Here is an 18,731-nt window from a genome sequence, read left to right on the forward strand (position 1 = left end):
TGGTTCCGGCCGGGGCCGCGGCGCTGCGCGCGGTCCCCGGAGAAGTGAAGCGGCGAGCAAGATCGGCGGTCACAGTAGCGTGAACGCCACGCCCCGCAGGCGGAGTTCGGCCAGCGCGGTGTCGAGGGCGGCCACGGTCGCCGACCGGTCGCCGCCGCCGTCGTGGCACAGGATGATGTCGCCGCGACGCGCGCGCCGTACGGTCCGCGCGATACGGTCCGCCGGCGGTGAACGCCAGTCCTTGGGGTCCACGGTCCAGTCCACGGGCGTCAGTCCGTGGTCACGCGCCGTACTCAGCACGGTATGCGACCATCCGCCGGCGGGGGCGCGGAAGAGGGTCGGGGTGAATCCGGTCTCGTCCGCGACCACTTGCTGCGTGCGCCGGATCTCCTGGGCGATCAGCCGCGGCGGGAGAGCCGCGAAGGGCTGCGGATGGCCGAAGGTGTGGTTGCCGAGGGTGTGTCCCGCGGCCAGGACGCGCCGCAGGAGCGCGGGATGCCGGGCGGCCTCCGCGCCGACCACGAAGAACGTCGCCCGCACATCATGGGCGTCGAGGACGTCCAGCAGCCGTGGCGTCCACCGGGGATGGGGCCCGTCGTCCACGGTCAGTGCCACCGGGAGTGACGCGGCCGGTGCCGACGCGTCGGCGGGGACGCCGAACAGCGGGCCGCGCGCCGCCAGGGGACGCCGGCCGGATTGCCAGGTCCTGGGCCGCCAGGCCTCCGAACGGCGCACCAGGCTCCAGGCCGCCTGCGCGGCATGGGCGCGTATCCGGTCAGACACCACTGGGCACCTCCCCGACCCGGGCGGTGGGGGCGGCCGCCCGGCCGCCCGGTGTCCAGCGGGCCAGCAGCAGGACGGACCCGGCGCCGACGATCTCGGTCACGGTGCAGCAGAGCCGGCTCGCCAGGGCCGCCGCCCCCGCCTGCGACCAGGGAAGATCCACCGTCAGCACCACCATGAGCACGATCTCCCGCACCCCGGCGCCGCCGGGGACCACGAGGGCCGCCGCCCCGGCGGCGGCGGCGAGCGCGAACCCGCCCACGCACAGCGCCAGGGAACCGGCCACCGGGGCCCCGAGCACCACCGCGATCATCCACAGATGCGCGCCGCCGACCAGCCACGAGAGCACCTCCAGGACGACCGCCCTGCGCAACGGCCCCTCCGCCACGCTCAGTTCGGGCGTGGGCCTGCGCAGGATCCGGGCCGCGAGAGCGGCGGCCCGCACGATGATCCCGGGCCGCAGGAGCAGGACGGCCAGCACTCCCGCCACCGGCAGCAGCCACAGGGCTCCCGTGCCCATGACCCGGGGCCCGGCCAGGGCTCCCACGACGGCGGCGGTCAGAAGTACCACCACGGAGTTGAGTACGTAGGCGGCGATCATCCGCTTGGCCGCCACCCCGCTGCGGCGCCCCAGGTGCACTCCGGCCAGGGCGCTCCAGAACGGGCCCGGCAGATATTTGCCGAGAACCGTCGCTCCGAAGATCCGGAAGGTGGGTCCCCAGGGAAGGGGCGATCCGAGACTGGTCAGGGTGGTGCGCCAGGAGCCCATGCTCAGGGCCAGTCCGGCGGTGTTGATCACCAGTGAGCCGATCAGCCAGGGGGCGGCGCCCTCCCGCGAGAACAGCTCCTGGAGGGTGGAGCCGCTGCCCTTCAGGGCGCTCCACATCCCGTAGCCGGCACCGCCCACCAGGACGAGTGCCAGCACCGGACGGAGCACGGCCGTCCACCGGCGGCGGCCGGCCCGCGCGGGCCCGTCGTCCGGTGGGCGGGCCGCCCCGCCGGGATCACGGTCCTTGGCGCCGCCGGGGGCACGGTCCATGGCGCCGCCGGGGTCAGGGTCCATGGCGCCGCCGCGAGGGCTGTCCGTGGCTCCGCTCATCCCGTCCTCCCGTCCAGCACATCGGGGCCGCTCGCACCGGCCGGCGTCGAGGGGGACGTCCCGCCGTGGGCCGTGGGGCGGGGCGGGCGTCCCGTGACCGACCCGAAGTCGCGGTCGAGGCGGCTGCGCACCCAGCCGGTCGCCGCGCCCAGCGCGATCTGCACATTGACCAGGAGATGCAGACCGACGAAGAGCGGCAGGAACCCGGCGCCCCGCTTGCTCCGGACAAACCTGAGCAGCGCCGGATCCGCCGCGGCGAACATGGCCACCCCCAGCACCGGAAGCGGGGCCAGCGGCGGAAGGACGACGGCCAGCGGTGTGGTGACCGCGGTGAAGAGCGCGGAGGCCACGCCCAGCGCGCTGTTGGCGCGCAGTGCCCCGGGGCGGCGCCGGTGCGCGGCGGCGAACGGAAGCAGGTACTGGGCCCGGCGGAACTGCTCGCGCAGCATCGGACCGAGCCGGTGCTCCTCGTCGTGTGCCGCGACGATCCGGTCGGTGAGCAGGATGGCGTACCGGGCGGACAGCCGTTCGCTGTACTCGACGTCCTCGCTGTCGCGCAGCGCCGGGTCGAACGGGCCCACGTCCTCGAAGACCGCGCGGGGCATCGCCGCCGCGGCGAAGAACGCCGTGGGTGTCGGCCCGACGCCCTTGAGCCGCCAGTGGTGCGCGTGCAGGGTGCGGTACCACTCCACCGGGCCGTCGTCCACGAGGGGTTCGGCGGCGATGATGCCGTGGACGCAGCCGAGCCCCGGGTCCTCGGCGAGCAGCCGGACGGCGTTCTCCAGGGCGTCGGGCGCCAGTGCCTGGTCCGAGTCGAGGAAGAAGAGGATGTCTCCGCGCGCGGCGGCGGCGCCCGCGTTGCGTGCCGCGGAGACGCCTCCGTTGCGTTCGGCCCGCAGCACCCGGCAGTCGAAACGGCGGGCCACCTCCACCGAGTCGTCGGTGCTCGCGTCGTCGGAGACGATCACCTCGAACGGCGGGAGGGTCTGTGCCCTCAGGGAGCCGAGGCACAGCTCCAGCGTTCCGGCGTAGTTGTAGTTGGGGATGACGACGGAGACCCGCGCCGTGGGGCGGGAGCCCCCGGCACCTGGTACGGCGGATCCGGTCACAGCGACACCTCCAGGATCTGGGCACGATGGTCGGACAGGCCGTCCATGCGGTCGAGGCGGTAGCGGTCGACGGTGACCCGGCCGGTGGTGAAGGCCCAGTCGAGCCGCCACAGCCCGAGTACGGGTACCAGCTCGTTCCAGGTGCGCGGGTACACGCCCCCGCCGCTGTCCGCCGCGTCGCGCAGGGTGCCGCGCAGCTCGCTCAGTTCGCCCATGGCCGGGCTGCTGTTGAAGTCGCCCGCGACCACCAGGGCGGCGCCGCGCTCGCGCTGCTCACGCACCTCGTCCTCCAGTCCCGCGAACTGGGCCCGGCGACTGCGCTGCCGGTCCTGGAGCATCCCGAGGACCGAGGGCGACAGGAGATGGGGGCCCGGGTCGATCTGCACCGGGATGTGGACGTTGTACAGCGTGAGGGGCCGATCGCCCACCCGGATGTCGACGCGGAGGGTCTTGACCGCCCGGTAGACCTCCAGCCACGGCGCGTCGGGCCGGTCGGCGACGGCGGCGCCGGGGCCGACCAGCTTCGACCCGGTCACGGGATAGCGGGACAGGGTGATCAGCTCCCCGCGCGAGACCACGTGGTAGCCGGGGAACTCACTGCGGATCCGGGCCAGATCGTCGACCGGACGCAGGTTCTCCTGTCGGTGGTCGATCCCGTGCAGATACTCCTGGAGAAGATAGACATCGGCGCGCTGGGCCTTGAGCACCGCCCAGAAACGGTCGGTGTCCACGTCCTGCCCCCACCAGGTGGTGTTCCAGGAGACGATCCGCAGATCCCCGGCCGCGGTGGCGGAGGCGCCGTGGGTCAGCGCGGAGAGGCGTACGCCGTTGCGCGGCCAGCTCACCGCGGCCGAGAACACGGCGAGGCAGCACACCAGCACCACGGCCGTACGGCGGGGGCCTCCCGGGCGGGTCCGCGACGGCGTTCCCGACGGCGGGTACGACGGCGTCCGTGACGGCCGGCCCGTACGCGCCCGGGATCTCCACGCGCCCGCCGCGACGGCCGTCCCCGCCAGCACCACGGGGACCAGCAGGAAGACCACGGGGGGCATCAGATCGGGGACGAGCATGACCCACCATCTGCCGCTGAGCAGCCGTTGCAGGACGGTGTAGCACGCCCACAGAAGGGCCAGGGCCACCATCGCGCGGGCCGGGCGGCTCCACCGGGGACGCTCCCGTCCGGCCTCCGGGGCGGCGGGCGCCTCGGGGGCCGTGCCCGGGACCGGCGGCGTCATGGACGAGGACCCGTCGGCCGTGCCCGGTCCCGGCTCGGCCTCGGTGCCGGGCCGCGAGGCCGGCGGGCGGGTGGCGCTCACAGGGCCGCTGCCGGGGAGGAGGGGGCGGACTCGCGCTCGTACAGGCGCCGGAAGGCGGGCGAGATCAGCCAGTGCGCCGCTCCGAAGGCCACCCCCACCGCCACCGTGAGGTTGAAGACGAGCTGTACGCCGATGAAGCCCGGCAGGAACAGCGGCCCCCGGCGCGCGGCGACGAAGCGGTACATGCCGAAGTCCAGAGCGATCACGGCGGCGAACAGCAGCACCGGCAGCGCCCAGGCCACCGGCCCCAGCAGGGCGGGCGCCGCCAGCGACACCACGCCCAGCAGCGAGGCGAGGCTCGCCCAGGAGCGGGAGGCGGTCTCGAATCCCTTGGCGAACTTGCGCCGCTGGGCGTACAGCGGGACCCGCAGGCGTCCCCGGGTGAATATCTTCCGTATCAGCGGCCGCAGTTCGGAGTCGTCGTCGTGCGCGCCGCGGATGGCGGGGGTGAGCAGCAGGTCGTACTTCTGGGTGAGCCGCTGCCCGTAGTCGACCTCCTCGGTCTGCCGCAGATTGGGGTTGAAAGGACCGACCGCCTCGAAGACCTCCACCCGCATGGCGCACATCGCGGAGATCAGGAAACTGACCGTTCCCTCGGAGCTGGTCCGCCAGTAGTACGCCTGGAGGCAGCGGCACTCCTCCACCAGGCTGTCGCGGATCAGCGGCTCGGGCTCGTACATGCCGCACACGGCGCCGGTGCCGGGGTTGTCCCGCAGCAGTTCGACCGCCGCCGCCACGGCACCGGGCTGTAACGCCACGTCCGAGTCGAGGAAGAAGAGGATCTCACCGGCGGCGTGGGCGGCTCCGGTGTTACGGGCGACGGCGACACCGCTGTTGGTGCCCGTGCTCAGCACGGTGACACCGAAGGACCGGGCGATCGCCTCGGACCCGTCGGTGCTGCAGTCGTCGACAACGATGATCTCCATGTTCGGGTAGTCCTGCTCCTGGGCGGAGCGGATGGACAGGCCCAGGGAGCGGGCGTAGTTGTAGTTCGGGATGATCACCGAGACCATGGGTTCTTCCACGGGGATGCCCTTCTCTGTCGTTCTCTGTCGTTCTCTGTCGTTCTGCGTCGTTCGGGTGCGCTGATGCGCGCGGGAGAGGAGTCCGGGCGGTCAGGACAGGGCGACGAAGATCCCTATCCACAGCAGTCCGGATCCGATCAGCAGCCGGTCGCGGAAGAGCGTGCGTACGGGATCCGCGCCGCCGTTGTCCACGACCAGGAGCTGCAGATAGCGGAAGAGGGCGAACAGGGAGACGCCCAGCGTGAGGAAGACCAGGGCGGCCGCCGCGCTGTTGTGGCTCGGATCGGCCATCAGGAAGATCCCGAACGCCATCGCGGACAGGGTCGCGCTGATCATGATCAGATAGTCGATGAGCTGCACCGAGTAGCCGGCGAGAGCGGGCCGGTGGTCCCCGGAGACATCGAGCAGTTCCCTGCGGCGCTTGCCGAAGGCGAGCAGCAGACACATCGTCAGCACCGAGAGCAGCAGCCACGGTGACGGCCGTTCGCCGAGCGTTAGATAGCCCTGGACGGCACGCAGGACGAAGCCCGCCGCGACCGCGAAGGTGTCCACGACCGCGACGTGCTTGAGGCGGTAGCTGTAGGCGAGATTGAGCGCGAGATAGGCCGGTACGGGCCAGGCCCGCTCCGGCGAGGCCAGGACGGTCCCCACGACCAGAGCGGCGCAGACCGCCGCCAGATACGCCCAGGCGACGGCGACGGGCAGTTCGCCCGACGCCAGGGGCCGGTGCCGCTTGTCGGGATTGAGCCGGTCGCGCTCCCGGTCGACGATGTCGTTGAGGGTGTAGACGGCGACCGAGGCGAGAGTGAAGAGCGCGGTGGCCCAGAGCACCGATCCCAGCGCACCCGGTGTCCAGCGGTGCAGCAGGACCGCCGGCAGGGCGATGACGACCGGGTTCTTGGCCCACTGGTAGGGCCGGGACAGCCGCAGCAGCGCGCCGGGGACACGCAGGGCGCGGCGCAGGGGGCCCGCCCGCCGTTCGACGGGCGGCGGCTGGGCGGCGGCGCCCAGCCGGGAGGGGGAAGTCCGGGGCACGGTGGATTCGACACCAGGCATGGCTCTCCTAAGGAAGAGTCGGAGGAAGCGCCCGCGGGCGCTGTCGCGCGAACCTCGGATGAGTCGTCGGGCGGGTTTCAGAAGACCGCTTTGGCCAGGGTGAGAGCCCCCTGGCGCCAGGGGTCCGTGCTGGTGCGCCCGGTGGTGGCGAATCCTCGGTGACGGGACCGGCCGCGCCACCACTCGAAGCTGCGCAGGATCGCCTCCCGGTTGGAGTGGCGGGGTGCGAAGCCGAGTTCCTTCTGGATGCGCGTGATGTCCATGTACGAATCCGCGCGGAGTTTGTGGATCAGCCGCATGTAGACCGGCGAGAGGCCCGCCCGCGCGAGCAGCCCCAGAGTGGCGACGGCCGGGCGCATCGGCAGGCCGACGACCCGCTTGCCGTGGCCGGCGGCGTCCAGGACGGTCTGGAAGTCGTCGCGGAGTGTCCCGAACTCGGCCGCGCCCACGTTGAATTCGGTGTTGACGGTCTCCGCGGGGCCGTCGGCGGCCAAGAGGATGGCGTCGATGAGGTCCTCGACATCCAGCATCTGGCTGCGTACCCGCCCCGAGCCCAGGACGGGGAAGTGATGTCCCTCCTCGGCCCATTCGAAGAGCATCGCGAAGATCCCGAGCCGCCCCGGCCCCAGAAAGGTCTTCGGACGCAGCACCGGTACGGTCATGCCGTCGGCGCGGGCCTTCTCGACCAGCTCCTCGGCCCTGGCCTTCGCTCTGCCGTAGGGGTCGATGGGCTGTCGGGGATGGGTCTCCGGTGTCGGCACCTGGGTGGGCAGTCCGTAGACGGAACCGGTCGACAGATGCACCACCCGGGGCACGTCCGCCCGTCTCGACTCGGCGAGTACGGTCCTCGTGCCGTCGACCACGACGGAGTTGATCTGCTCCGCCGGATAGCTCGGCAGGGCCGAGGCGCTGTGCACCACGAGGCCGGCCCCGCGGACCGCCTCCCGTACCGCGACGGCGTCGCGTATGTCCCCGTGGACCACTCGGGCGGCCGGGGAGCCGGGCCGGTGCGTGAGGTCGAGACCGACCACCTCGTACCCGTCCGACACCAGGCGTTCCACCAGAGCGGTACCGAGCATGCCATTACTGCCGGTGACTACGACACGGTTAAGCACGGGTGCACCTTTCGGGCCGGGGAGGTGACGTGCCGGGGGGCGGCATGCCGGGAAGTGATCTGCCGGTCGGCCGGATGTGACGCGTCCGGCCCTACGCGATTGCAACGTTCCATTCGGGCCTCGCTCCTTGGGCTTCCTTGGGGTTTCTTGGGGTTTCTTGGGGTTCCTCGGGCTCGCCGCCGTGGGGCAGGGGGCAGCGCGGGGTGGGGCGTGCCGGCGAAAGAGGCGCCGCGATTCATCCTCGAACCTGCGGACGGAGGGCTTGTACCGGGGCCGACGATTGGCCGTGTTCACGACGTCGGCCCTGGTGAGCCATGCCGCGGAGAACCATGACATGTTCAGCCGGGCGTGCCCAGGGGGCACCGGCGCCGAAAGGCGTCCGGTGGCGGTAACAGGCCAGCGGGGGGCGGGAAACGCGACCCGGATCCGCGGACGACTTGTGGGCCGTTTCAGCAGGAAAAGCCGACAACGATGTCAGCAATCGTAAGCCGGTTTGCTCCCGCGTTACTCCGACGACATATTCACGATGGCCGAAAGTGACCGACTCATGACTGTCGGAGACCGCCCGCGGTGAAGCATTTCCCGCCAAAAGGGGCGGCGGGTATGCGGGGCGGCGAAGTCGGCGCGCCACACGGCGGAGCACAGAGTGATGGTTGACAGTGATCAGTCATGGTCGCAATCATGGCGCCGTGGGAGCGCTTCCATGACTCGTGGGAGCGCTCCAACGACCGCGCGAGCCAGCGTCGCCCCGCGCGGAGCCATGCCTGAACGACGCCTCGACGATGCCGCGGACCCCTGGGCGGCGGAGAAGAGAACGACATGCCTCGAAGAGTTCTCGCGGCCGGCGCCGGCGGCACGCCGGGGACCGGGCGGACACACCCCGCACGGCTCGGGCGGGCGCGCGTCCCGTGTCAGGCGGGGCCGAGTCCGGCGATCAGGGACCGGGTCACCATGTCGGCCCCCTGCGCGGTGGCCAGCTCCGGCATCTCGTGCGAGGCGATGTTGGTGAGGTGGATGAGCAGACAGCGGGCCCAGCGGTCCGGCAGGCCGGGCCGTATGACACCCTCACGCTCCGCGCGGTCCATGAACGCGTCGAGCTGTCCGGTCATCCGGTGGAGCCGGGCGGCCGTCGCCTCGTCCTGTATCTGCCGCACGTCCAGCGGCCATCGCCTGCTGACGGCGATGATGCCCTCCGCGTACTGGTGCAGCGCCACCATCACGGGCGCCTCGGTGAGCCGCGCCTCGGCGACGACCTTCTCGCAGGCGTCGAGCTTGGCCCGGTGGACGGCGGCCATGAGTGCCTCGCGGGTCTCGAAGCGGCGGTAGACGGTACGCCGGTCGACGCCCGCGGCGGCCGCGATCGCCGCGATGCTCGTGCCGGGGTCGCGCGCCAGCAGACGCGCCCCTGTCCGCAGGACCGCGTCGAGGTTGCGTGCCGCGTCAGCTCTCATCGTGACCGGAGCATACGCAGAGGCGGGCTGATGGACCAGCAAGTGTCACAGTGCTATTGCGAATTGCCGCTTAAGTGCCACATAGTTGTGGTGCTTGAGTCGCCCGGCGCGCCTGCCGTCGCGTCATCCCTCGTTCCAGGAGCCATGCGTGAGCCCGGTCCCCATGCCCGAGAAGTTGAAAGAAGCCCTCGATTCCAGGATCTACGTCACCGTGGCGACCCTTCAGCCCGACGGGAGCCCGCACCAGTCGGTCGTCTGGGTGGGGAGGGACGGCGAAGACCTCTTCTTCGTGACCGGGGTCGACAAGCTCAAGGTCCGCAATCTGCGGCGCGATCCGCGGGTGAGCGTGTCGCTCAATCCGCCGGACGATCCGTACGAATACGCGGTGATCAGCGGCACCGCGCGGTTCGCGAGCGCGGGCAGTTTCGAGCGCATCAACGGGCTGGCCCTCAAGTACACGGACAAGTCCTACGCCGAGCACAACCCGGAGTCGTACGCCAGCCTCCCGGAACTGGTCACCGTCCATGTCACCGCCGAGAAGATCGCGGCCCGGTTCCGCTGAGCCGTGGACGAGCCGCCCCGGGACCCGGCGTCCCGCCGTGGCCCCGCCGGTGCCGACGGACACGGCCCTGCCCCACTGGTGTGGGGCAGGGCCGCCGGGCCGGTCGGGGGGAGCCGGCCCGCTCGGGAGGGGAAGAAGGAACGGGACGGGAGGGAAGGGACGGGGAGAGAGCGGACGACCGGTGGATCGCCCTGTCCCGCCGAGGCCCTGTCAGGTGGCGTCGGGTTCCAGCAGCTCCGCCGTGATGTCCGCGAGGCGGGCCGCCGACGCCGGTGAGAAGAGACGGCTCCGCACGCTCAGCTCGTCGTACATGTTGAACGCGCTCAGCGGCTCCTTGGGCGGATCGTCGAGAAGCTGGAGGATCGGAGGGACGACAGCGGTGGCGGGCTTCGCCAGTGCCTTCTGCTGCTCGATGTACGCCGCCGTCGGCGGGTCGAACTCCCCGACGAAGCCCGTCGAGGTCGTCCCCGGGTGGAACAGCACATACTTGATCCGGCCGCTCTTGCCGTGGCGCTCCGCGAAGGTGACCCCGAGCAGATCGTTGAGCCGCCCGGTCATGAACATCGCCCGCACACCGTCGTAGTTGCGGGCACTCTGGAGGTCGTCCCAGTCGATCGGTGTGTCGTGGCCCGGTCCCGCCACATTGACGACCACCGCGCCGTCCGCCTTCTCGAAGGCGCCGAGCAGCCCGTAGCTGAACAGGGCGCGGCTCAGATAGAAGAGCGCGAAGTTGTCCTCGAAGCCGTCGGAGGTCACCGCCCGGTACGTCCGGAAGAAGCGCGCGCACATGACGAGGCCGTCGATCTTCGGATAGGCCTCCAGCAGTTCACCGACGGTACGCCGGGTGTCCGCCACCAGGCTGAGGTCCGCCGGGACGAAGGCCGCGCTGCCCGGCGAGTCGGCCGCCTCCCGGAGGAGGGGCTCGGCCTTCTTCGGATTCGTCCCGATCACTACGGCGTGATCGCCCCGTCGGAACAGCGCGCGGGCGACGGCCGCCCCGATTCCGTCGGTGCCGCCCGTGATCACGTATGTCTTCGTCAAGTCCGTGTCCTTAGTCCGCGGTTGAGGGTGTGCATGACCTGCGGGAAGGTCCGCACGGCAGCGCGGGCCACGTCCCGCGCCCCGGTGTCGTGGATCCGGCCGGTTCCCGACGACGGCGGACCAGGTCACATCCTATGAACCGCTTGGTAGTTGGAACCGAACCAGAATCATAGCTTTCCTGAACTGGCTGGTTCAATCAGTTCAACCGCTCAGCGCTCGAACGGCCGTACCGTACGGGCCGCGCGCAGCGCCGTGCCCCACCAGACGAGACGGTCCAGCATGGTCTTCGCGGCGCCCTCGGCCTCCTCGGTGTCGCGGGGGCGGTCTCCGTCGAACCGGTCCCACGCGTTGTGGAAACTCAGCGACTCCCGCACAGTCACCGCGTGCAACTCGGCGAAGACATTGCGGAGATGCTCGACGGCCCGCAGCCCGCCGCCCATCCCGCCGTAGGACACGAACCCGACGGGTTTCGCGGCCCACTCGTCGAAGAACCAGTCGATCGTGTTCTTGAGCACGGCCGGCATGGTGTGGTTGTACTCGGGCGTGACCACGACGAACGCGTCGGCGGCGGCGAGGCGGGCCGCCAGCGCGTCCCGCACCTCGGCGGTTTCGGGGGCGGGCGTGTCGCCGGGCTCCGGCATCACGAGCGGCAGCGGGTACGCGAGGAGGTCGATGAGTTCGACGGTCAGATCGGCGTGGGCCGCGGCCTGCGCGGCGAACCACGCGGCGGCGGTCGGTCCGAACCGTCCGTCGCGGACACTGCCCACGAGGACGGCCAGTCTCAGGGGGCGTTCGGGCTGTCCGGGCCGCTCCGGCCACCCGGACTCCGGCCGCCCGGACTGCCCGGACTGCCCGGACTGCCCGGACTGCCCGGACTGCTCGGGCTGCTCGGGCTGCTCGGACGGTTCAGGCCGCTCGGACTGCGTGGTCATGGCAGGGTCCTTTCCTCAGGGGGATGAGCGCGCAGCCCCATGACCGCGGCGCCGAGACCGAGCGCCCCGGCCACCGAGACCGCCAGGAGCGCGGGACGGTGGCCGTCGGACGCGGTGAGCAGAGCGCCGACCAGGGGCAGCACGACGACGCTGCCGATCTGGACCCCGGCCTGGTAGAGCGGCATCGCCGCGCCGCGCAGCGCCGGTCCGACGCTCTGCGCCGCTTGCATGTTCAGGGCCGCGAAGGCCAGTTGAAGAGCGATCCCGACCAGCAGCAGCGCCGGCAGCGGGCCGGTCGCGTACGGGGCCGTCTCCGGGCGCAGCAGGAGGAACGTCACACCCGCGAACGCGGAGAGCGCCCCGGTGGCGATCAGCCTCGGGGTACCGAACCGCTCGACGACGCGCCCAGCGAACCGGACGGAGAGCGCCAGCGGCAGACAGGCGGGCAGCAGCGCCAGTGAGATCTGCCAGGGCCGCCAGCCGAAGGCGCCGCTCGTCCCCAGGGTGATCAGCAGCAGCAGTCCGATGAAGGTCGCGTTGAGGGTGGCCGCGCCCAGGGTGGCGCGCATCAGGAGACCGTTGCGCAGGATCGCCCGGGTGAGCCGCGGCGGTGCCTGCCGTACGGAGTCCGGGATCACCCGCAGCCCGCACACCAGCAGCACGAGCGCAACCGGGGCGGGGAAGAGGAACGTCCAGCGCCAGCTCTCGGCGACCAGCGCCCCGGCGAGCAGCAGCCCGGCGGTGAACCCCGCCGCTCCGAAGAGCGAGTAGACCGACAGCGCCCTGCGCTGCCGGGGCCCGCCGGGGAACGTGGCGGTGATCAGTGTGAGACCGGCCGGGGCGGTCAGCGCCGCGCAGGCCCCTTTGACCACCCGGGAGGCGATGAGCAGCGCCAGGCTGTCGCTCAGCCCTCCGACGACGGAGGCCGCGGCGAAGACCAGCATCGCCGCGAGATAGACACGGCGCAGTCCCCACCGGGCGGAGATCGCCGGTCCGGACATCAGCATCGCGGCGAACCCGAGGGCGAAGCCGCTCATGAGCCACTGCACCGACCAGGACGTCAGCCCGAGGTCGGCCCTGATCGCCGGGAGTGCCACGAGGACCACCGAGACCTCGATGGCGTCGAGGACCATGTTCCCCGACAGGACCACCAGCAGCAGTGACCGGCCGCGCTCGGTCCGGGCGGGAGCCGTCCGGGCGACGAGCGGCTCACTCACCGCCCGGGACCCTCTCCCGCTCGGTGCCGGCCAGCTTCGCGAGCAGGACCGGCAGCCGCTCGCTGATCAGCTCGATGTTCCTCGCCACCAGGTCGTCCGGCATCCCCGCGATGCTCGCCCAGAAGATGAGGTGCTTCACCGGAAGCCCCTTCGTCCGCTCGTGGATACGGACGGCGGCCTCCTCCGGGGTGAGGATCTCCAGCGTGGCCCAGGACCCGTCGGCGGGACGGTCCGGGAAGTCGCCCGGCCCGAGCAGCGGCGGCCTGGGATGGTCGGTGCCCTCCACCGACCCCTGCCGGTAGGTGTTCATCTGATGGGCCAGATGGGGGGCGATCCGGGGCCAGGCCGCCTCGGGATCGTCGGCGAGGATCACCGGCAGCAGGTCGGACACCCGGGCGGTCTCCGGATCGTGGCCGCCCTCGATCAGACCTTCGCGGTAGTGCTCGAACAGCTTGTGCGAGATATGGAGCAGACCGATGCCCAGCCGGCCCGCGATCCGCACACCGCGCGGACCGTAGAAGCCGCCCCACACCGGCACCGGGCTCTGGACCGGGCCGGGGGTGATACCGCCCTCGGCCCACAGCCTGCGGACCTCGCGGATGTTCTGCTCGACCAGGGTGAACCGGCGGCCGAACTCGGCGTCGAAGAGGTTGTACTCGGGCACCCGGTATCCGGCGCCGACGCCGAGTTCGAGCCTGCCGCCGCTGATCAGGTCCACGATCGCGGCGTCCTCGGCAAGCTGGGCGGGCTTGCGCAGATTGGGCAGCACCACCGCCGTGCCGATACGGACCCGGCGGGTGCGGGCGGCCGCCGCGGCGGCGAAGGTCAGCGGCTGCGGCAGATAGCCGTCCTCGAAGAGATGGTGCTCGGTGAACCAGACGCCCCCCGCGCCGCGCGCGTCCGCCTCCTCGCAGAACTCCAGTGAGCGCGCGTAGTGGTCGGCCCAGGGCCGGTGCCAGGCGTTCGGATTGCGCAGGTCGAAGAGAATCCCGACATCCATGCTCCGGTCTCCGTTCGTCGTGGGGGTGCCCAGTTCGTCGTGGGCGTGCTCAACGCGTGGTGGGCGTGCTCAACGCGTCGTGGGGTGCTCGGCTCCTCGTGGGGACGCTCAACGGGGGCTGTCCTGCCAGGTCCTGGGGCCGGGGAAGTCCCGTGACCGCTCGGGGCGGCGCCACCGGGCCACGGCCCGCGCCCGCGCACGCCCCCCGGTCTCCGGTGCCGGGGCGGTGAGCCGCTGGAGCAGAACCGCGGTGACCGCGCCGAGCTCCAGCAGGTCCGGCTCGCCCTTCTCGATCCGCAGGAGGAGCGGCAGCCGCGCGCGGACCGGGTCGTCGGCCACCGGTCCCGCGACCGAGCCCCCCGGTCCGGCGACCGCGCCCACCGGTCCCGCGACCGCGCTCGCCGGTCCGGCCGTCGGCGCGCTCACTGCGGCGGGTTGCCGTGCTTGCGGCGCGGCAGGTCGGCGTCCTTGCGGTGCAGCATCGCGAACGCCCGGATCAGGACGGCGCGGGTGCTGCCGGGATCGATCACATCGTCGACGAGTCCGCGTTCGGCGGCGTAGTAGGGGTGCACCAGCTCCCGCCGGTACTCCTTGATCTTCTGCTCGCGGGTGGTCGCGGGATCCTCCGAGGCGGCGATCTCCCGCCGGAAGACCACGTCGGCGGCGGCCTCCGCGCCCATGACCGCGATCTCGTTGGTGGGCCAGGCCAGCGCCAGATCCGTACCGATCGAGCGCGAGTCCATCACGATGTACGCCCCGCCGTAGGCCTTGCGCAGGACCAGCGAGATCCGGGGAACGGTGGCGTTGCAGTACGCGTACAGCAGCTTCGCGCCGCGCCTGATGATGCCGCCGTGCTCCTGGCTGACGCCCGGCAGGAAGCCGGGCACGTCGACCAGCGTCAGGAGCGGGATGTTGAAGGCGTCGCAGAACTGGACAAACCTGGCGCCCTTCTCACTCGCGGTGATGTCGAGGACGCCGGCCAGCGCGGCGGGCTGGCTCGCCACGACCCCGGTCACCTGGCCGTCGAGCCGGGCGAGCGCGCAGACCAGATTGGGTCCCCACTGGGCGTGCACCTCCAGGTAGTCCTCGTCGTCGACGATCTCCGCGATCACCGCGCGGATGTCGTAGGACCGGTTGCCGTCGAGCGGCACCAGGTCGAGCAGCCGGTCGACCCGGCGGTCGGCCGCGTCCCCGGCGGGCACGGCGGGCGGCAGCTCACGGTTGTTGGACGGCAGCATCGCCAGGAGGGAGCGCACCTCGGCGAGGCAGGTCTCCTCGTCGTCATGGACGAAGTGGGCGACCCCCGAGACCCCGCCGTGGACATCGGCGCCGCCGAGCCCGTCCTGCGAGACCTCCTCGCCGGTCACCGTACGGACCACGTCCGGGCCGGTGATGAACATCTGCGAGATCCCGCGCACCGCGAAGACGAAGTCGGTCAGGGCCGGGGAGTAGGCCGCGCCCCCCGCGCACGGGCCCAGCATCACACTGATCTGCGGGATGACCCCGGAGGCCCGGGTGTTGCGCTGGAAGATCCCGCCGTAGCCCGCCAGCGCCGACACGCCCTCCTGGATACGGGCGCCCGCGCCGTCGTTGAGGGAGACCAGCGGACAGCCGGCCGCCATGGCCATGTCCATGATCTTCTGGATCTTCTGCGCGTGGGCCTCGCCGAGGGCGCCGCCGAAGATCCGGAAGTCGTGCGCGTAGACGAACACGGTCCGGCCCTCGACGGTGCCCCAGCCGGTGACGACCCCGTCCGTGTGGGGCCGCTTCGTCTCCAGTCCGAAGCCCGTCGCCCGGTGCCGCCGCAGCGGCTCGACCTCGGTGAAGCTCCCGGGATCCAGCAGGAGGTCGACGCGCTCGTACGCGGTCAGCTTGCCCTTGGCGTGCTGGCGCTCGGTGGCCTCGGGATCGGCACCGAGCCGCGCCAGCGCCTTCAACTCCTTGAGCTCGCCGAGCTGGTCGGCGATGCTCGGCGGTCCTTGAACCGTCGTCATCGGTCCTCCTGTTCGTCTCGTGTGCTCGTCCCGGGCGGTCAGCCCAGGAGGGTCCCGCCGCTCGCGTCGATGAACGCGCCGGTGATCCAGCGGGCCTCGTCGGTGGCCAGGAACGTCACCACGTCCGCGACGTCCACCGCCTCGCCGACCCGTTTGAACGCCGAGAGCTGGGCCATCTGCTCCACGGCCTCGGGGATGTCGAAGACCGGGCTGCCGTTGTTGGTGATGCCGGGCGCCACACTGTTGACGGTGATACGGCGCGGGGCGAGATGCCGGGCGAAGTGCAGCGAGATCTGCTCGATCGCGCCCTTGGTCATCGCGTACGCGGTCTGCTCGGGGTTGGCGAACCTGGTCAGCCCGGAGGAGATGTTGATGATCCGGCCGCCGTCGGGCAGCAGGGCCAGCGCGCGCTGCACGATGAAGAACGGGGCCTTGGCGTTGACCGCGAAGAGCCGGTCGAAGTGTTCGGGGGTGATGTCCTCCGGGGCCACCCCGGCGGCGGTCTGCTCGCCCGCGTTGTTGACCAGGATGTCGAGCACGGTCTCGCCGGTCCGCTCCTTGAGTCCGCGCTCCAGACCGAGGAACAGCTCGTGCACATCGCCGGGCACACCGAGTTCGGCCTGTACGGCGAAGGCCCGTCCGCCGTCGCGCTCGATCAGCCCCACGGTCTCCTGCGCGGCCTTCTCGTCGGCGGCGTAGTGCACGGCGACGAGTGCGCCTTCCCCGGCCATCCGCAGCGCGGTGGCCCGGCCGATTCCCCGGCTCGAACCGGTGACCAGCGCGGTCCTGTTCACGAGCCTGTCCATCCTGGCACTCCTGTCCCTTGGCGTGGTGGTGGAAGCTGAAGCGGCGGCGGGCGGTGGTGCGGGCGGGGTACGCGGCACGTCGAGGCCGCTGATCATGCGCGCCAGCCGGGCGCGGACGCCGTCGAACCGCATCAGCTCGGCGAAGATCTCCCGGAGCGCGTCCACCTCGTGCCCGCCGAGCAGCAGGAAGGACTGCGCCTGGATATTGGTGAGGGTGCGCGCGCCGACGGGATGGCGCGTGTCGTGGTAGGCGTCGAGCAGTTCGTCGCCGCTTTGGCCGGTGAGCCGCCCGACGAGCCGCTCACCGAGTTCGGCCGCGTCCTGGAGACCGAGGTTCAGCGCCTGTCCGCCGACCGGCATCTGGGTGTGGGCGGCGTCGCCCGCGAGCAGTACCCGGCCGCGGCGGTACCGGGCCGCCTGGCGCCGGGTGTTGTCGAAGGCGTTGAGCCACAGCGGTTCTCCGTGGCCGATCCGCTCGCCCGTCACCTCCGCCCACGCGCCGGCGATCTCCTCGAAGTCCGGTTCGCCGGCACGGGTGCGGGGCTCGGCCCCGAACACATGCACCATGACCCGGGTGCTGCCGTCCGGCCAGCGGTGTGCGGTGGCGAGTCCGTTCCGCAGCCGTTCGAACCGCCGGTCCGGGATGTCGATCCCCGCGACATCGGCCCGCAGCATCTCCCGGGTCGCGTCCCGGCCGACGAAGTCGAACCCCGCGAGCCGCCGTACGGTGGACTGCCAGCCGTCGCAGCCGACCACGAAGGAGCCGGTCAGCCGTTCCTCCGCGCCGTCGGCCGTGACGGCGTCGATCCGCACATGGTCGCCCCGGTCGGCCAGGCCGACCAGCCGCAGCCCGCGCCGTATCCGCGCTCCCGCTTCGAGCGCCCGTTCCTGGAGCACCGCCTCGATCCGGGTCTGCGGGCACTTCCACTGCCCGGCGTACGGGTGTTCCGGGTCGGCCTCGGCCACATCGAGCCGGATGCCGCCGAAGTGTCCGGGCCCGCCGTCCGGAAGCTCCCCGAGGCGGTCGAGGATGCCGCGCTCGGCGAACACCTCCATCGTGCGGGCGTGCAGGGTGGACGCCCGCGACTCGGTCATCGGCCCGGTCAGCCGCTCCACCACGACGGTCCGTACGCCCCGGGCGGACAGATCGCCGGCGAGCAGCAGCCCGACCGGGCCCGCGCCGACAACCACCACATCGGTGCCCACGGGGGCGGGGGGCGTCTGGGCGGGCATCGGTCAGCGCCGCGCTTCCGCGTATTCCTTGGCGTGGCCGAGTGTCGCCCGGCTGTTGCCGCCGAGCGCCTCACGGATGAACTCCTTGGCTTGTGCGACGCCCGCGTCGGGACCGAGGATCCTGGTGATGTTGTCGGCGTTGATCACCACGGTGTGCTGGGAGCTGGCGGTGGTGACCCCGTCGGTTCCCTCGTCGAACTGCCAGTACCCGGTGTGCAGGGTCATCAGCGCGGGCAGGGTGGTCTGCTTGTAGGCGATCCTGCGGTGCGGGAGGCACACCCGGACCGATTCCGTGGTGTGCGCGGCGCCGTCCCGGGTGAGGGTCTCCATCCGCAGCACCTGGAGACCCGGGGTGTCCTCGGTCAGATTCACCTTGGCCACGTGCGGGAGCCGCTCGGTCCACAGGTCCGCGTCGTTGACGAAGCTGTAGAGGTCCTTGGCGGAGCCGTCGACCTGGACGGAGTCCACGAACGAGAGCGTCAGCTCCGCGGTCCGCGTCGCCTCCTCCAGTCCGGCCTTGAGCGAGGGGAGTTCGGAGCGGCTGTTCTGGTCGACGGCCCGGTCGATCCAGGCCAGCCCTTCCGGATCGTCGTCGATGGCCCGGTACTCGTGCAGCAGGCGCAGCCGGGTCTCCCGCTCACCCCGCGGCTCCATGATCCAGGTGCCGCTCATCTCCGCCACCGGGGGCGCGGAGACCTCCTGCCGGAAGACGATGTGCAGCTTCTCCGGGTCGAGTTCCCGCCGCGACGTCCAGTTCTTCGCCTCGCCGTTGGCGGTGGCCCAGATCTGTATCCGCTCCTGGTTCCCCTCGCGCTCCAGGTACTCGACGTACACCGACGGCGGGAACAGCCTCGGCCAGTTCTCGACCTCGGCGAGCAGGCGGTAGACCTCGCCGGCGCCCGCCTGGACCGTGATCTCGTGTTCGACCTTGCGGCCGGCTTGCTCGGACACGCGTTTCTCCTTACACCGTCGCGTCATCGGGAATCGCACAT

At 71.7% G+C, this 18,731-nt stretch carries 17 protein-coding genes; 1 reads left to right on the forward strand and 16 read right to left on the reverse strand.

The annotated features are described in order from the left end of the window. Positions 1-69 precede the first annotated feature (69 nt). From ACFYYH_RS23725 to ACFYYH_RS23760, 8 genes are all read right to left on the reverse strand, one after another. Positions 70-783, reverse strand: coding sequence for a polysaccharide deacetylase family protein (locus ACFYYH_RS23725; RefSeq protein ID WP_388554417.1), 714 nt, complete (start codon positions 781-783; stop codon positions 70-72). Further along, complete coding sequence (locus ACFYYH_RS23730; RefSeq protein WP_388554422.1) at positions 776-1,882, reverse strand: lysylphosphatidylglycerol synthase domain-containing protein; 1,107 nt, start codon at positions 1,880-1,882, stop codon at positions 776-778. Before ACFYYH_RS23730 ends, ACFYYH_RS23725 begins: the two co-directional genes overlap by 8 nt. Then, a complete protein-coding gene (locus ACFYYH_RS23735) occupies positions 1,879-2,991 on the reverse strand; it encodes a glycosyltransferase family 2 protein (protein ID WP_388554425.1) in 1,113 nt (370 codons plus the stop codon). The genes ACFYYH_RS23730 and ACFYYH_RS23735 overlap by 4 nt, the downstream gene beginning before the upstream one ends. Then, positions 2,988-4,307, reverse strand: a complete 1,320-nt coding sequence (locus tag ACFYYH_RS23740; protein WP_388554428.1) for an endonuclease/exonuclease/phosphatase family protein — start codon at positions 4,305-4,307, stop codon at positions 2,988-2,990. The genes ACFYYH_RS23735 and ACFYYH_RS23740 overlap by 4 nt, the downstream gene beginning before the upstream one ends. After that, positions 4,304-5,332, reverse strand: coding sequence for a glycosyltransferase family 2 protein (locus ACFYYH_RS23745; RefSeq protein ID WP_388554431.1), 1,029 nt, complete (start codon positions 5,330-5,332; stop codon positions 4,304-4,306). The genes ACFYYH_RS23740 and ACFYYH_RS23745 overlap by 4 nt, the downstream gene beginning before the upstream one ends. 90 nt (positions 5,333-5,422) lie before the next feature. Beyond that, a complete protein-coding gene (locus tag ACFYYH_RS23750; RefSeq protein WP_388554434.1) occupies positions 5,423-6,388 on the reverse strand; it encodes a UbiA prenyltransferase family protein in 966 nt (321 codons plus the stop codon). A gap of 77 nt (positions 6,389-6,465) precedes the next feature. Further along, entirely contained in the window at positions 6,466-7,503 is a 1,038-nt protein-coding gene (locus ACFYYH_RS23755; protein WP_388554437.1) for an NAD-dependent epimerase/dehydratase family protein, read from the reverse strand. A 911-nt stretch (positions 7,504-8,414) separates the two neighbouring features. Next, entirely contained in the window at positions 8,415-8,954 is a 540-nt protein-coding gene (locus tag ACFYYH_RS23760) for a TetR family transcriptional regulator (protein WP_388554440.1), read from the reverse strand. Positions 8,955-9,102: 148 nt separating this feature from the next. On the opposite strand from ACFYYH_RS23760, the gene ACFYYH_RS23765 reads away from it, so the two are divergent. Then, positions 9,103-9,516, forward strand: a complete 414-nt coding sequence (locus tag ACFYYH_RS23765) for a PPOX class F420-dependent oxidoreductase (RefSeq protein ID WP_388554443.1) — start codon at positions 9,103-9,105, stop codon at positions 9,514-9,516. A 210-nt stretch (positions 9,517-9,726) separates the two neighbouring features. On the opposite strand, the gene ACFYYH_RS23770 is transcribed toward ACFYYH_RS23765, so the two are convergent. The 8 genes from ACFYYH_RS23770 to ACFYYH_RS23805 form a co-directional block, all read right to left on the reverse strand. Then, entirely contained in the window at positions 9,727-10,557 is an 831-nt protein-coding gene (locus ACFYYH_RS23770) for an SDR family NAD(P)-dependent oxidoreductase (protein WP_388554445.1), read from the reverse strand. Between the two features lie 209 nt (positions 10,558-10,766). Next, entirely contained in the window at positions 10,767-11,489 is a 723-nt protein-coding gene (locus ACFYYH_RS23775; protein WP_388554448.1) for an NADPH-dependent FMN reductase, read from the reverse strand. Beyond that, positions 11,486-12,706 (reverse strand): MFS transporter, encoded by a 1,221-nt coding sequence (locus ACFYYH_RS23780; RefSeq protein ID WP_388554451.1) that lies wholly within the window; start codon positions 12,704-12,706, stop codon positions 11,486-11,488. Before ACFYYH_RS23780 ends, ACFYYH_RS23775 begins: the two co-directional genes overlap by 4 nt. After that, the gene (locus ACFYYH_RS23785) at positions 12,699-13,706 is read right to left on the reverse strand and encodes an LLM class flavin-dependent oxidoreductase (protein WP_388554454.1); all 1,008 of its coding nucleotides are present in this window, start codon (positions 13,704-13,706) and stop codon (positions 12,699-12,701) included. Before ACFYYH_RS23785 ends, ACFYYH_RS23780 begins: the two co-directional genes overlap by 8 nt. Positions 13,707-13,814: 108 nt before the next feature. Continuing rightward, positions 13,815-14,132, reverse strand: coding sequence for an acyl-CoA carboxylase epsilon subunit (locus tag ACFYYH_RS23790; protein WP_388554457.1), 318 nt, complete (start codon positions 14,130-14,132; stop codon positions 13,815-13,817). Then, a complete protein-coding gene (locus ACFYYH_RS23795; protein ID WP_388554460.1) occupies positions 14,129-15,700 on the reverse strand; it encodes an acyl-CoA carboxylase subunit beta in 1,572 nt (523 codons plus the stop codon). The genes ACFYYH_RS23790 and ACFYYH_RS23795 overlap by 4 nt, the downstream gene beginning before the upstream one ends. A gap of 38 nt (positions 15,701-15,738) precedes the next feature. Beyond that, the gene (locus ACFYYH_RS23800; RefSeq protein ID WP_388554463.1) at positions 15,739-17,739 is read right to left on the reverse strand and encodes an SDR family oxidoreductase; all 2,001 of its coding nucleotides are present in this window, start codon (positions 17,737-17,739) and stop codon (positions 15,739-15,741) included. 3 nt (positions 17,740-17,742) lie between these two features. Then, entirely contained in the window at positions 17,743-18,717 is a 975-nt protein-coding gene (locus tag ACFYYH_RS23805) for an aromatase/cyclase (RefSeq protein ID WP_388554466.1), read from the reverse strand. Positions 18,718-18,731 lie beyond the last annotated feature (14 nt).

Origin of the sequence: Streptomyces sp. NPDC002018 (assembly GCF_042890865.1) — a bacterium.
In the GTDB taxonomy this organism is placed as follows: Bacteria; Actinomycetota; Actinomycetes; order Streptomycetales; family Streptomycetaceae; genus Streptomyces.